At 62.3% G+C, this 12,315-nt stretch carries 13 protein-coding genes and 1 tRNA gene; 8 read left to right on the plus strand and 6 right to left on the minus strand.

The genetic code is table 11. The features are described 5' to 3' along the window. Positions 1–12: 12 nt before the first annotated feature. Positions 13–366: a DUF1428 domain-containing protein gene (locus tag Q0603_RS17545; protein ID WP_298728126.1), complete on the minus strand. Its 354-nt coding sequence runs from the start codon at positions 364–366 to the stop codon at positions 13–15. 344 nt (positions 367–710) lie between these two features. Here Q0603_RS17545 and Q0603_RS17550 point away from each other — a divergent pair, with 344 nt between their 5' ends. The 6 genes from Q0603_RS17550 (at position 711) to Q0603_RS17575 (ending at position 6,624) form a co-directional block, all read left to right on the plus strand. Further along, a complete protein-coding gene (locus Q0603_RS17550; RefSeq protein ID WP_298728128.1) occupies positions 711–1,034 on the plus strand; it encodes an NIPSNAP family protein in 324 nt (107 codons plus the stop codon). A 27-nt stretch (positions 1,035–1,061) separates the two neighbouring features. Then, positions 1,062–2,750: a thiamine pyrophosphate-binding protein gene (locus Q0603_RS17555; RefSeq protein WP_298728130.1), complete on the plus strand. Its 1,689-nt coding sequence runs from the start codon at positions 1,062–1,064 to the stop codon at positions 2,748–2,750. A gap of 312 nt (positions 2,751–3,062) precedes the next feature. Then, positions 3,063–3,530 carry a kelch repeat-containing protein gene (locus Q0603_RS17560; protein ID WP_298728132.1) on the plus strand — a complete coding sequence of 156 codons (468 nt, stop codon included), beginning with the start codon at positions 3,063–3,065 and terminating at the stop codon, positions 3,528–3,530. 56 nt (positions 3,531–3,586) lie between these two features. Further along, positions 3,587–3,922 (plus strand): hypothetical protein, encoded by a 336-nt coding sequence (locus Q0603_RS17565; RefSeq protein ID WP_298728134.1) that lies wholly within the window; start codon positions 3,587–3,589, stop codon positions 3,920–3,922. 177 nt (positions 3,923–4,099) lie between these two features. Beyond that, the gene (locus tag Q0603_RS17570; RefSeq protein ID WP_298728136.1) at positions 4,100–5,374 is read left to right on the plus strand and encodes an MFS transporter; all 1,275 of its coding nucleotides are present in this window, start codon (positions 4,100–4,102) and stop codon (positions 5,372–5,374) included. Next, a complete protein-coding gene (locus Q0603_RS17575; RefSeq protein WP_298728138.1) occupies positions 5,374–6,624 on the plus strand; it encodes an adenylate/guanylate cyclase domain-containing protein in 1,251 nt (416 codons plus the stop codon). The genes Q0603_RS17570 and Q0603_RS17575 overlap by 1 nt, the downstream gene beginning before the upstream one ends. A 22-nt stretch (positions 6,625–6,646) precedes the next feature. Here the strand turns inward: Q0603_RS17575 and Q0603_RS17580 are convergent, their stop codons facing one another. Continuing rightward, positions 6,647–7,135 (minus strand): PAS domain-containing protein, encoded by a 489-nt coding sequence (locus Q0603_RS17580; RefSeq protein ID WP_298728140.1) that lies wholly within the window; start codon positions 7,133–7,135, stop codon positions 6,647–6,649. A gap of 175 nt (positions 7,136–7,310) precedes the next feature. Here Q0603_RS17580 and Q0603_RS17585 point away from each other — a divergent pair, with 175 nt between their 5' ends. After that, positions 7,311–8,363, plus strand: coding sequence for a tartrate dehydrogenase (locus Q0603_RS17585; RefSeq protein WP_298728142.1), 1,053 nt, complete (start codon positions 7,311–7,313; stop codon positions 8,361–8,363). Between the two features lie 67 nt (positions 8,364–8,430). Here the strand turns inward: Q0603_RS17585 and Q0603_RS17590 are convergent, their stop codons facing one another. The 3 genes from Q0603_RS17590 to Q0603_RS17600 form a co-directional block, all read right to left on the minus strand. Beyond that, on the minus strand, positions 8,431–8,634 hold the full coding sequence (locus Q0603_RS17590) for a cold-shock protein (RefSeq protein WP_298728370.1): 204 nt from the start codon (positions 8,632–8,634) through the stop codon (positions 8,431–8,433). Between the two features lie 495 nt (positions 8,635–9,129). Beyond that, complete coding sequence (locus Q0603_RS17595; protein ID WP_298728145.1) at positions 9,130–9,486, minus strand: hypothetical protein; 357 nt, start codon at positions 9,484–9,486, stop codon at positions 9,130–9,132. Between the two features lie 87 nt (positions 9,487–9,573). Further along, positions 9,574–10,557 (minus strand): DUF72 domain-containing protein, encoded by a 984-nt coding sequence (locus tag Q0603_RS17600; RefSeq protein WP_298728147.1) that lies wholly within the window; start codon positions 10,555–10,557, stop codon positions 9,574–9,576. 139 nt (positions 10,558–10,696) lie between these two features. Between Q0603_RS17600 and Q0603_RS17605 the strand changes: the two genes are divergently transcribed. Beyond that, on the plus strand, positions 10,697–12,163 hold the full coding sequence (locus Q0603_RS17605; RefSeq protein ID WP_298728149.1) for a diguanylate cyclase: 1,467 nt from the start codon (positions 10,697–10,699) through the stop codon (positions 12,161–12,163). 5 nt (positions 12,164–12,168) lie between these two features. Here the strand turns inward: Q0603_RS17605 and Q0603_RS17610 are convergent. Further along, a tRNA-Ser gene (locus Q0603_RS17610) sits at positions 12,169–12,258 on the minus strand. Positions 12,259–12,315: the final 57 nt, after the last annotated feature.

A 12,315-nucleotide genomic window follows, 5' to 3' on the forward strand; every position in this document is an offset into this window, starting at 1 on the left:
GAAGAGTTCGTTTTACTTCACCAGCAGCTTGAAGCCGCCATAGCTCATGCGCTTGAAATCGAAGGGCGGGTTGTTCGGATCGCACAGCTTGGCAAGCCGCGGATCTTTCATGACCTTGGCATTCACGCTGTCGCGATGCTTGCGCGATTTGAAGACGATGTAGGCGAAGATCGGCACTTCGCTGGTCTTCAGCTTTACCAGCTTGGGGAAGGGAAGTCCCATCTTCACCTTGAGGTCATCGCCGACATATTCCTTGTAATCGAGCGCACCGTATTCGCGCCAAATCTTGCCGGCCTTGGTGGACATGCGCTTGTACTCGGCGATCTTCTTCTTCGGCACCGGCAGAACAAAACCATCAACATACATAGACCGACTCCCTTTGAACGTTGTTATTCATTGACACCACTCGTAGGCGGCAGTGTCGCCTCCATACCGTTCGACATAAAGAGTTGATATCAACATAATCATGCGATGTCAAACCGCGTCCGGTGGCAGGCCGATGCCTGCCTTATGAATGAGCCTTGAATGCGGGGCAGCAAATGGGAAGGGCTTAGTGTCAGTGTGGTAAGTGCTGCCTGCGACCAGCGCCGGTATGAGGCTACCGAATAAGGGTGATTGTCCGCATAATCGCCGCGGCGTTAGCCGTGGCCTCATTTTCTCGCGCGCCAGGGCTATGGAAGGCCGGGCTTTAAGCCCAGAAAGGATTGAAAATGCTGTTGGATGTCCGTACCTATACTTGCCGGCCGGGAACCATCAAGGCGCATCTGGAGCTGTATGAGAAATACGGCTTCGCGGCGCAGAAGCGGCATCTCGGCGAGCCCTTGGCCTACCTGATCACGGAAACCGGTCCGCAGAATACCTTCACGCATATCTGGGTCTACGAGGATGCCGCCGACCGCGCCAGGAAGCGGGCGGCCATGCAAGCCGATCCGGAATGGCAGGCATACCTGAAGAAAAGCGCGGAAGCGGGCTATCTGGTAGCCCAGGAAAACAGACTGATGACCCCGGCGTCCTTCGCGCCCATTAAGCGGTGAGCGCCTTTAGAGGAGACAGGTAGCGTTATGAAACGGAGTGGCGGTCAGATTCTGGTAGAGCAGCTTCGGCTGCATGGCGTCGACACGATGTTCGGCGTGCCGGGCGAAAGCTTTCTTGCCGTGCTGGATGCGCTGCACGACCACTCCAATACCATGCGCTTCGTGATCTGCCGTCAGGAAGGTGGGGCGGCGATGATGGCCGACGCTTACGGCAAGACGACGGGCCGCCCCGGCATCTGCATGGTCACCCGCGGGCCGGGCGCCACCAACGCCTCGGCCGGCGTGCACGTCGCCTATCAGGATTCGACGCCGATGATCCTGTTCATCGGGCAGGTCGGCCGCGACATGATGGAGCGCGAGGCGTTCCAGGAAATCGACTATCGCCGCATGTTCGGCCAGATGGCCAAATGGGTGGCGCAGATCGACGACGCCACGCGCATTCCGGAATTCATCGGCCGCGCCTTTTCGGTGGCGATGTCGGGCCGGCCGGGGCCGGTGGTGCTGGCGCTGCCGGAAGACATGCTGACCGATGTAGTGGAATGCAGCGATGGCCGTCCGGTGGTGCCGGCGGAGGCGCATCCCTCCGATCAGCAGATGGCTCAGGTAAAGGCGATGTTGCAGGCTGCCGAGCGGCCGATGATGATCGTCGGCGGCGGCGGCTGGAGCGAGACGGTCCGCCAGAAGGTCCAGGCCTGGGCGGAAGCCTCCAATATCCCGGTGGGCGCGGTGTTCCGCCGCCAGGATTACATCGACAATGACAGCCCGGTTTATGCCGGCGATGTCGGCATCGGCATCAATCCGAAGCTGCAGCAGCGCATCAAGGACAGCGACCTGCTGCTGGTGATGGGCGCCAAGCTGGGCGAAATGGCGACCGGCGGCTACACCATGATCGACATTCCGGTACCGGGCCAGAAGCTGATCCATATCCATGCCGGGCCGGAAGAGCTGAACCGCGTCTATCAGGCCGACCTGCCGATCAACGCCAGCAACCGCGCCTTTGCGGCCGCGCTGGAAAAGCTGGGTCCGGTGAAGGGCAGTGCCAAATGGGCTGAGCAGGTGAAGGCTGCGCGCGTCGATTACGAAGCCTGGCAGAAGCCGACGGTTTCGCCGGGCAATGTGCAGATGGCCGAGATCGTGCGCTGGCTCGCCGCCAACCTGCCGCCCGATGCCGTGCTGGCCAATGGCGCGGGCAACTACGCCACCTGGCTGCATCGCTTCCATCGTTACCGCCGCCATTCCAGCCAGCTTGCGCCGACCTCGGGCTCGATGGGCTACGGCGTGCCGGCGGCGGTGGCAGCCAAGCTGATCAACCCGCAGCGCACCGTGGTGGCGTTCGCCGGCGACGGCTGCTTCCTGATGACCGGTCAGGAATTCGCCACCGCCCTGCAGTATGGCGCGAACATCATCATCGTTGTCGTCAATAACGGCATGTACGGCACCATCCGCATGCATCAGGAGCGTGAATATCCGACCCGCATCAGCGGCACCACGCTGCGAAATCCGGATTTCGCCGCCTATGCGCGCGCCTTCGGCGGCCATGGCGAGACGGTGGAGCGGACCGAGGATTTCGCCGAGGCGTTCAAGCGGGCGCAGGCCAGCAACAAGCCGGCGATCATCGAGATCAAGCTGGATCCTGAGGCTTTGACGCCGCGGGCGTCGCTGAGCGAAATCCGCGAGGCGGGCATCAAGGCGAAGGCGCATCATTCGGATCGCTGACGCCCTGCCTTGATCGCGCCTCGCCGCGTTTTACCTCGATAAGGCGTTCACGTCGGAGGAGGCGAGTCATGGATCGTTGCGTCTTTCTCGGATCTGCGGCGGCGATGCCGATCGGTGTGCCAGCGTTCGCTCAGCATCACCCGCATCTGCCGAGGCCAAGCCCTCGCCGCAGCCATAGGCCAATCTGCAGCAGGGCGGGGCGCCGCATCTGACCACCGATCAGGAAGCGCAGCGCGATTCCGAAAGCCCGGCGCCCCCGGGCAGCCGGGGCGCTGGTTTCCCCGCGCAGCCCTGCCGATCCCGCGCAGTGAGATGGCCTGGGCCACCGCCTGGGCCGGGCGCATGCATATTGTCGGCGGCTATGGCGAGTGCCGTGTCGACCGCAGCTATCACCACATCTACGATCCGGCTGAGGACCGCTGGTTCGATGGCGCGCCGCTGCCGCGTGGGGCCAATCATGTCGCCGTCGCGGCCCATGAAGGGCGGATCTATGCCTTCGGCGGCTTCATCGAGCAGAACCGCAATTCAGATACCAAGGCCTATGCCTATGACGTGGCCAGCAACCGCTGGATCGAGATCGCACCGTTGCCGCGCCCGCGTGGCGCCGCGGCGGCCGTCGTGCTGAATCGCAAGATCCATCTGATCGGCGGCGCGTCGGAGCCAGCACGGGAGCGCGCCAGCGTCGGCTGGCACGAGGTCTACGATCCGCAAGCCGATAAATGGGAGTTGCGCAAGGCGCTGCCCGGCGCGCGGGACCATGTCGGCGCGGTAACGGCGTAATCCATGTCATCGGTGGGCGTTTCAATACCTTTGAATACAATACCGATCTGCATCATGTGTATTTCCCCGGCCGCGATACCTGGGAGACGCGCGCGCCGCTGCCGGTGGCGCGTTCGGGCCATGGCCTGGTGGTCTATCGCAACCGGATATTCGCTATGGGGGGAGAAGCCGGCGTGATCGCGCAGGGACGCATCACCCAGGCGAAGGTTTTCGGTCAGATGGAAAGCTACGACCCGGCCACCGATAGCTGGCAGAGCCATGCGCCGATGCCGACGCCGCGGCATGCCGTGGGCGCAGCGGTGCTGGGCGATACCGTTTATGTGGCGGGCGGCGGCGCGGTGACCGGAGGCTCCGTGCAATCCGCCGTCCATGAAGCCTTCACCTTGGGCTGAGTGCATCGTAACGCCCATGTCGTGGCTTTGGCGCAACACCGCTTTGCGCATCATGCGTAATCGCGCAAGACGCCTAGATGTTTCCAGCCATCATACTAAACTCGTCTGGCCCTTGTTTCATTTGCCCGCCGGGATGGAAACGACCATCCTGTCTGCTGCAACCCGGGAGGAGATTTCATGGCGGCCCTTGCGCCGGTCGGAGCCCTGCTTTTAAGCGTTGCGCTGCTGCTGACCGGCAATGGCCTGCAAGGCACGTTGCTGCCGGTGCGCGCCAGTCTGGAGAAGTTCGAGCCGCTGTCGATCGGCGTGCTGGGCGCTTCCTATTATGTCGGCTTCGTCTTCGGCTGTCTGATCACGCCGAAACTGATCCGCCGGGTCGGCCATATCCGCCTGTTCACGGCGATGGTCGCGCTGGCATCGGTGACGCCGCTGGTCCACGCCTTGCTGGTGGCACCGGTCTACTGGTGGATTTTGCGCGGCGTGACCGGGCTGTGCCTGGCCAGTCTCTATCTGATTATCGAAAGCTGGCTGAACGAGCGGGCAAGCAGCCAGAATCGCGGTCTGATCTTCACCACCTATACGACGGTCAATTTCAGCGTGATTACGCTGGGGCAGATGCTGATGCTGGTCGACGACCCGGCACGCTTTCCGCTTTACGCAATCGCTTCCATTCTGGTTTCGCTTGCCGCCATACCGGTCGCTCTCTCGCGGTCGCCGCAGCCGGTCATGGCAAAGGCCACGCGGGTGTCCTTCGCGGGCTTGTTCCGCATCTCGCCGGTCGGGGTCATGGGCTGCATCGTGGTCGGCCTGACCAATGGCGCGTTCTGGGCGCTCGGCCCGGCTTTCGTGATCCAGTCCGGCCTTGGCGTCAGCGAGGTGGCGTGGTTCATGAGCGCGACCGTGATCGGCGGCGCACTGTCGCAATGGCCGTTCGGCCGCATATCCGACCGCGTAGACCGCCGAGTGACCATCATCGTTTCCTGCGCAGCCGCAGCGGCGGCGGGTGGCTTGATGATCGTGGCTGGTCTGGCATTCCCGGGATTGACGCTGGTCGCCGGTTTCCTGTTTGGTGCCTTCTCCTTTCCGCTATACGCCCTCAGCGTGGCCCATACCAATGACGTCGCCACCGAGGCGGATTTCGTCGCTGTGGCTGGCGGCTTGCTGCTGATCAACGGCATCGCTTCGGTAATTGGTCCGGTATTGGGCTCGATTGCCATCGAGACGGCGGGCCCGGTGGGGCTGTTCGGCTACACGGCCGTCATCCATGCGGCGATGGCGTTGTTCACCGTCTATCGCATGCGGCGGCGCGCGGCGCCGGCCGATGATCAGAAAGCCGATTTCGTGGCGATGCCGACCACGGCGCCGGTGCAGGCCAAGATCGACCCGCGCGCCGAGGAGAGCCTGGAGCCTTCGGTGGAAGATGAGCCGCCGCCAGAGCGGGATGCTGCCTGATGATGACGCCAAACCTTGCGCAGCCTGAGTTTGCAGTCAGCCTCGATCAATGGCTGGTCGGGGCGGGGCTCGACGGCCTGCCCGCCGAGACGCTGATCGAGGAATTCGCCAAGCGGCTGCGCGCCGAGGGGATTGCGGTCTCCCGCGTCTATGCCGCCATCGCGACCTTGCATCCGCTGGTCCGCGCCGTCGGGCATACATGGATGGCGGAGGAAGGCCGGACCCAGCAGGAGGAGATGCTGCATCGCGATCCCGAGGATGAGCAGCCCGCATGGCGGGACAGCCCGTTCCGCTACATGCTGGAGAACAGGCGCTACGAACTGCGCCGCCGCTTAAGCGGTCCCAATGCCGAACTCGATTTCCCCGTGCTGAAGGAATTTGCCGAAGCTGGCCATACCGACTGGATGGCGACCGCCCATAGCTTCGGCTGGGAACTCGACAGCACGGCGATTGGCGACCGCTATGCCGGTATCGGCATGGTTGCCTCCTTCGCCACCAAGCGGCCGGACGGTTTCTATCCGGCTGAGATCGAACGGCTGCGCTGGCTCGCGCCGTTGCTGGCCTTGGCGGTGAAAGGCGCGACCTTGGTCCGGCTGACCCGTGACGTCACCGCTTCCTATATCGGCGGCGATGCCGCCAGCCATGTCCTGTCCGGCGAGATCCGGCGCGGCATGGCGCGCAAGATTGATGCGGTGATCCTGTGTGCCGATCTGCGCGGCTTCACCAGCGTTGCCGACTGCGTCGCGATGGAGCCGCTGGTGGAAACCCTGAATGCGTATTTTGACTGCCTGGGACCAGCCATCGAAGAGCAGGGCGGCCATGTCCTAAAATTTCTCGGCGACGGACTGCTGGCCAGCTTCCGGCTGGATCAGGGCCAGGATGCAGCGCCAGTCTGCGCTGCGGTTCTGGCCGCTGCCGAGCGCGCCCTGGCGGCAGTGGCCGTGCTGAATGTGGCGCGCCGCCAGTCCGGCCAGCCAGCGCTCGATCTCGATATCGCGCTGCATCGGGGCACTGTGATGTATGGCAATGTCGGCACCGGCGCGCGGCTGGATTTCACCTTGATCGGTCCGGCGGTGAACGAAGTGGCGCGGCTGGAAAATCTCTGCGGAGGGCTGAACCGCAATCTGCTGGCGTCGCGGTCATTTGCCCTTGCGGCCGGGCCGGGTATGGCCGAGCGGCTGGTATCGCTTGGCTGCCATTCCCTGCGCGGGGTGGCCGAGCCGCAAGAAGTATTCGGACTGCGCAGCTAGCTATGTTTAGCTATTCAGCTGTTCAGCCAGCGTCCTTGCCAGCGGCGATATAGCCGATCACCTGCCTTACCGAGTCGCCGCCCTCAGTAGCAATGGGCAGGAAGATGCCGTCGAACGGAACGAAGGCGCGGTTTGCATGACGCAGTGTGCCAAAGACCCGCGCGGGCTGCTTGTGATCGACGACCCAGCCGAAGCAATGCCGCATCTCGGCCAGCGAGGCCGGCGTGTAGATTTCCTCGAAATAGCGTCCGGTCATGTCGCGGCCGCTGACATCCGCAAGATCGGTGCCGATCAGGCGGTAGCGGAAGCGCCGCTCGGGCTGGCCATCTTCCACATCGGCGATCAGCAGGTTGCCCAGATAAGGCCGCAGCGAGAGGGGATCGAAGCGGCTGCGATCAGGCAGGCCCGAAGAACCGCAATTGGCCTTCCAATAAGCCAATAGCTTCTCCGCTCCCGGGACCAGATGGCTCAACTCGGGATCGAGGACCATTCCGATATTTGGCCCGGTCATGTCATGCCCTCTCTGGTTGAAATACTAACGCATTGATTTGCTCAGTGAAAGGAGATGTATGCAGTCCCGTGACATTCCGGCCCGAAGAAGGCCGGTTTTCCGCCGGGATTTGACAGTCCTTGGCCGGCGTGGGAACGTAAACGCGAGGAAAACGCCATATAAATCAGGGGGCTTGATGGCTACGTATACAATAGCGGTGATCGCCGGCGATGGTATCGGAAAAGAGGTGGTGCCGGCGGGCCAGGCGGTGCTGGAGCAGGCGGCACGCCGGTTCGGTTTCGAGCTCAAATGGCGAGACTATGACTGGTCCTGTGAGCGGTTCGCCAAGACCGGCAAGATGATGCCTGATGACGCGCTCGATCAACTGCGCGACACCGACGCCATCTATCTCGGCGCGGTGGGCTACCCCGGCGTGCCCGATCACGTTTCGCTCTGGGGGCTGCTGATCCCGATCCGCCGCGGCTTCCAACAATATGTCAATCTGCGTCCGATCAGGCTGCTGCCCGGCGTGGAATCACCGCTGAAGAATCCCGGTGCCATCGACTATTACGTCGTGCGCGAAAACAACGAGGGCGAATATTCCGAAGTCGGCGGCCGGATGTATCGGGGCACCGAGGAGGAATTTGCGGTGCAAGAGTCGGTGTTCACCCGGCGCGGCTGCGACCGCATCATGACCTATGCCTTCGAACTGGCCCGCAAGCGCAGGAAGCATGTGACGTCGGCGACGAAGTCGAACGGTATCGTCCATACCATGCCCTATTGGGACGAGCGCTTCGCCGAAATCGCCAAGGCCTATCCCGATGTGCGCACCGACCAGTATCACATTGACATCCTGACGGCGCATTTCGTGCGCAATCCGCACTGGTTCGACGTGGTGGTGGCTTCCAATCTGTTCGGCGACATCCTTTCCGATCTCGGGCCGGCTACGGTGGGCTCTATCGGCATCGCGCCGGGCGGCAACATCAACCCGGAGAAGAAGTATCCCTCAATGTTCGAGCCGGTGCATGGCTCGGCCCCCGACATCGCGGGGAAGGGGGTCGCCAACCCGATCGGGCAGATCTGGTCAGGCGCGATGATGCTGGAGCATCTGGGCGAGGTAGAAGCAGCGCGCGCCATCGAAAAGGCCATCGAAGACGGGCTGCGCGATGGCGGGCCACGTACTGCCGATCTTGGCGGACAGGCCGATACCAAGACCGTCACCGAAAGCCTGATCGCTGCGCTGAAATAGGCGCCGGAGGCAAAAGAAACGGCGCCTGCTGCAGGCGCCGTTTCGAACCTTCCGGCTGAAGCTGCGGTCAGAGCGGCTTCAGGTTAACGGCAGAGGTCTTGCCCTTCTGCGTCGCCAGTTCGTAGCCGAGCTTCTGGCCCTCATTGAGGGTCGATAGGCCCGCGCGTTCGACTGCGCTGATATGCACGAAAACATCGCTACCGCCCGCCTCCGGCTGGATGAAGCCGTAGCCCTTGGTGTTGTTGAACCATTTCACAGTGCCGTTCGCCATAGGAAACTCCTGATAGGCATAGTCGTAGCGGCGACCCCTCACGGGCATCGCACAACCTCTTGTTTGGCGCCCGGCGCTATCGGCCGGGGAGAGCGGAGGAAGCGCCCGGACGGCTGACGGCCTGCCTGGCAGGCAAAAAGCGGCTGCCTGATATAAACTTCGCAGAGCGGAAAAGGTTGTCGCCGGCAGGGAACAATTTCTTCGACTGTTATCTCTGCCAAGCCGAAATAAGGCAGAATTGTGGAATTTTACGAAGATCTACGCCGGACTCTTGAATTCGGCCCTGAGCACCCTATCTATGCTAAAGATGATCGCCGCCCGTAAAGTGGGATGCAGTGGCCCACCGGTGTTTCATCTCCAGCCTTGGAGACCTTTGGTCTTTGAGGTGGGGACAAATCGGGCGAGCCTCAATAGCGAGGCGCCCGATTTTTTTATGCCTGCTTTTATGTTTTTATGCCTGCTTTTTTATGCCTGCGGTCAATCCGTCCTGCAGCCTTACCGCACACTGACAATCTTGAAGGTATGGGCCTCGCCGCCCGGTTCGCGGACGGTGATGTATTCGCCCTGCCTGAAGAGATGGCGGTCCAGCTTGAACAGGGCCTCGTCATCCTCTTCGCCGGGCTCATACGAAAAGGCCCAGCCATGGCGGGTGTGCAGCAGCTCGCCCTTGCGGTCCGGCTCGCCGCGCCAGAAGCGCCTTACGGTGCAGTTTTTACGGTCGGCCCGCCATGCCTTGACATCGAGATGGCCCTCGGCGCTCAACGGCGCATGCAGCTCATAGCCGTAGTCGCTGCTGCCCAGAGGGAATTCGGGTGTGCGGGCCAGTTCCATGCGGATGGTCTTCCACGTCATGTCAATCCCTCTAAGGCTTCTTTGGCTGCGGTGTTCCCAGCCTAAATGGCCGCCGGCTTCCGGCATTGATCCAAAGCAAAAATGAAATCAGGCCAAGCTGGCCGGGGCGCGGGAGGTGGAGGTCCGACGTTGCGGTTTCCGGCGCGGGCGGAGTTTCGCTTCGCTTTTGGCGGCGGCCTTCTTTTTTGGCGGATTGAAGGGCGGCGGCTTAGCCGACACGCCCAGCCGTCGTGCCAGCCGCATCGCGTCGAAGGGCGCGTGCACCTTTGCGTCATTGTCGAAGTAGACGAAAATGTCACGCTTGCGGCGCGGCGCTTTCCTGCCGATCCGGTTGGCGCCGCGCGGCTCGCCGCCCTCGGCCCAGGTCCTGAATTTCCGCGCCCATCGGTCCAGTGCGCTGGTGGTGTAGCGGTTGACATAAAGTTGCTCGGAGCCATGCAGGCGTGCGTAGATGAAATCGGATGTGACATCTTCCAGGCAGGGCCATTCCACCGCGTCGGCCACTACCAGCGCAACGTCATGCTCCCGCAGCAGGTCGATGAAGCGGGAATCGCGGAAACTGTCATGCCGGATTTCGAGCGCGTGCCGCATCGGGCGCTTGGCATCCGGCGTCAGAAAGGCGCCGCCCTTGATGGGCCGGTCATGGCGGGCCGCCAGCTTGGAAGCTTCTTCGGTGTCATGCGGCAAAAGCCTCAGGAAGGCCGCCAGACTTTTCTCATCGAAGCGGTAGCTTGGCGGCATCTGCCACAGGATCGGCCCAAGCTTCGGCCCCAGCGCCAGCAGGCCGGAGGCGAGGAAATTGGCAAGCGCGCTGCGGGCATCGCGCAGGCGCAGGATATGGGTGATGTAGCGAGGCGCCTTGATGGAGAAGACGAAGTCCTCTGGCGCCACGGCGGCCCAGCGCTTAAAGCTTGCCGGCCATTGAGAGCCGTAAAACGTGCCGTTCACCTCGATGCTGGGGAAGGTGGCCGCGGCATAGGCCATTTCATCCTTCTGCCTCAGCCCTTCGGGATAGAAGACGCCGCGCCACGGGGTATAGGTCCAACCGGAAATCCCGATCCGTATGGTCATGAGGCTGCAACGCTCGCCGGAAAAACAGGTTCCGGCCTAAGCGGTTAGCGACGTAAATATCGCGAGTTTGCCCCTGTACTTTTCGCCCGTCCTGCGGGTATTTATTTCCGGCCCTCAGATGGGCAGGCAAGGGGGACAGGTGAAGGGGATCGGCGACAAACGCATTCTGGTCCTGCTGATCAGTGGACTGCTTATCGGCGGGTTCCTGGTAACGTCGCTGGCGAGCTATTTCGTGTCCCGGGAGTCGCTGCGCGAGGCGGTGATCCGGAACGAGCTGCCGCTAACCTCCGACAACATCTATTCCGAAATCCAGAAGGACCTGATCCAGCCGATCCTGATCTCGTCGGTGATGGCGAGCGACACCTTCATGCGCAACTGGGTGCTGGGCGGCGAAGTTGACCCCATCCACATGATTCAGTATCTGCGCGAGATCAAGCAAAGCTATAACGCCTTTACCAGCTTCTTCGTCTCCGAGAAAACGCGGATCTATTACCACGCCGAAGGCATCCTCAAGACAGTGCATCAGGAGGAGCCGCGCGATGAATGGTATTTCCGCGTCAAGCAGATGACCGCCCCCTACGAGATCAATGTCGATCCGGACATGGCCAATCAGGATGCGATGACGATCTTCATCAACTATCGCGTCTTCGATTACGACAACAAGTTCATCGGCGCGACCGGGGTGGGGCTGACCGTCAACGCGGTACGCTCGCTGATCGATGACTACCAAAATCGCTTCGGGCGGACGGTCTATTTCACCGACGCTACGGGGAGGATCGTCCTGATCGGCGGCGGCAACGCCGTGCCCGAGGATCATGTCGAGCAACGCGGCGGTCTCGGCGCACTGATGACGCAATGGTCGCGGCAGGAGACCCGGTCGCTGGAATACGACTATCAGGGGCACAAGCGGCTGCTGAACGTTCGCTTCATCCCCGAACTCGACTGGTTTCTGCTGGTGGAGAAAGATGCCGAAGGAGATCTCGCCGGCATCCGCAAGGCGCTTTATGTCAACATCCTGATCTGCATCGCTATCACCGGCCTGGTGCTGTTCGCGACTTGGCTGACGATCACACGGTTTCAGCGGCGCCTGGAGGCGATGGCGACCACCGACCGGCTCACCGGGCTGGCCAGCCGCCATGCCTATGACATCCTGATGGATCAGGCGATCCGCGACGCACGGCGCTTCGGTCAGCCGCTCACCATCGTCATGCTGGATGTCGATCACTTCAAGTCGATCAATGATGGCTTCGGTCATGTGGCGGGCGACCGCGTGCTGTGCGGCGTGGCGAATGCGATGCGCGCCAGTCTGCGCTCGTCCGACATCATCTGCCGCTGGGGGGGCGAGGAATTCTTGGTAGCCTTGCGCAACTGCGATCTGGCAAATGCCGAACGGATTGCGGAGACGGTCCGCCAGACCGTGGCGCAGGCCGATTTCACCTTCGAAGGGCGCATCATTCCGGCCACGGTCAGTATCGGTGTCGCCAAGCTGGAGCCCGAGGAAGACGCCGAAGGATTGATCTCACGCGCCGATGCCGCACTTTATGCGGCAAAACAGGCGGGCAGGAATTGCGTGCGGTCTACTCTGGAGGCGCCCGAGACAGCATGAGTAGCTGGCGGATGGGGTGAGATTCGAACTCACGGTACCGTTGCCGGTACGGCGGTTTTCAAGACCGCTGCCTTAAACCACTCGGCCACCCATCCACGTCCTGTTTCCGGGGCCGGTGATACGGCGCGGTAGCGGCGCCGTCAACCCGGCTG

The sequence above is a fragment of the uncultured Ferrovibrio sp. genome (assembly GCF_937960835.1).
Classification (GTDB): Bacteria; Pseudomonadota; Alphaproteobacteria; order Ferrovibrionales; family Ferrovibrionaceae; genus Ferrovibrio.

What these genes read in the sequence shown, in the direction of transcription:
- Q0603_RS17595 (WP_298728145.1), bottom strand. Translation starts at nt 9,486, where the DNA reads ATGACGTGGAAGACCATCCGCATGGAACTGGCCCGCACACCCGAATTC.
- Q0603_RS17560 (WP_298728132.1), top strand. Translation starts at nt 3,063, where the DNA reads ATGGCCTGGGCCACCGCCTGGGCCGGGCGCATGCATATTGTCGGCGGC.
- Q0603_RS17575 (WP_298728138.1), top strand. Translation starts at nt 5,374, where the DNA reads ATGATGACGCCAAACCTTGCGCAGCCTGAGTTTGCAGTCAGCCTCGAT.
- Q0603_RS17545 (WP_298728126.1), bottom strand. Translation starts at nt 366, where the DNA reads ATGTATGTTGATGGTTTTGTTCTGCCGGTGCCGAAGAAGAAGATCGCC.
- Q0603_RS17590 (WP_298728370.1), bottom strand. Translation starts at nt 8,634, where the DNA reads ATGGCGAACGGCACTGTGAAATGGTTCAACAACACCAAGGGCTACGGC.
- Q0603_RS17600 (WP_298728147.1), bottom strand. Translation starts at nt 10,557, where the DNA reads ATGACCATACGGATCGGGATTTCCGGTTGGACCTATACCCCGTGGCGC.
- Q0603_RS17585 (WP_298728142.1), top strand. Translation starts at nt 7,311, where the DNA reads ATGGCTACGTATACAATAGCGGTGATCGCCGGCGATGGTATCGGAAAA.
- Q0603_RS17550 (WP_298728128.1), top strand. Translation starts at nt 711, where the DNA reads ATGCTGTTGGATGTCCGTACCTATACTTGCCGGCCGGGAACCATCAAG.
- Q0603_RS17580 (WP_298728140.1), bottom strand. Translation starts at nt 7,135, where the DNA reads ATGACCGGGCCAAATATCGGAATGGTCCTCGATCCCGAGTTGAGCCAT.
- Q0603_RS17570 (WP_298728136.1), top strand. Translation starts at nt 4,100, where the DNA reads ATGGCGGCCCTTGCGCCGGTCGGAGCCCTGCTTTTAAGCGTTGCGCTG.
- Q0603_RS17555 (WP_298728130.1), top strand. Translation starts at nt 1,062, where the DNA reads ATGAAACGGAGTGGCGGTCAGATTCTGGTAGAGCAGCTTCGGCTGCAT.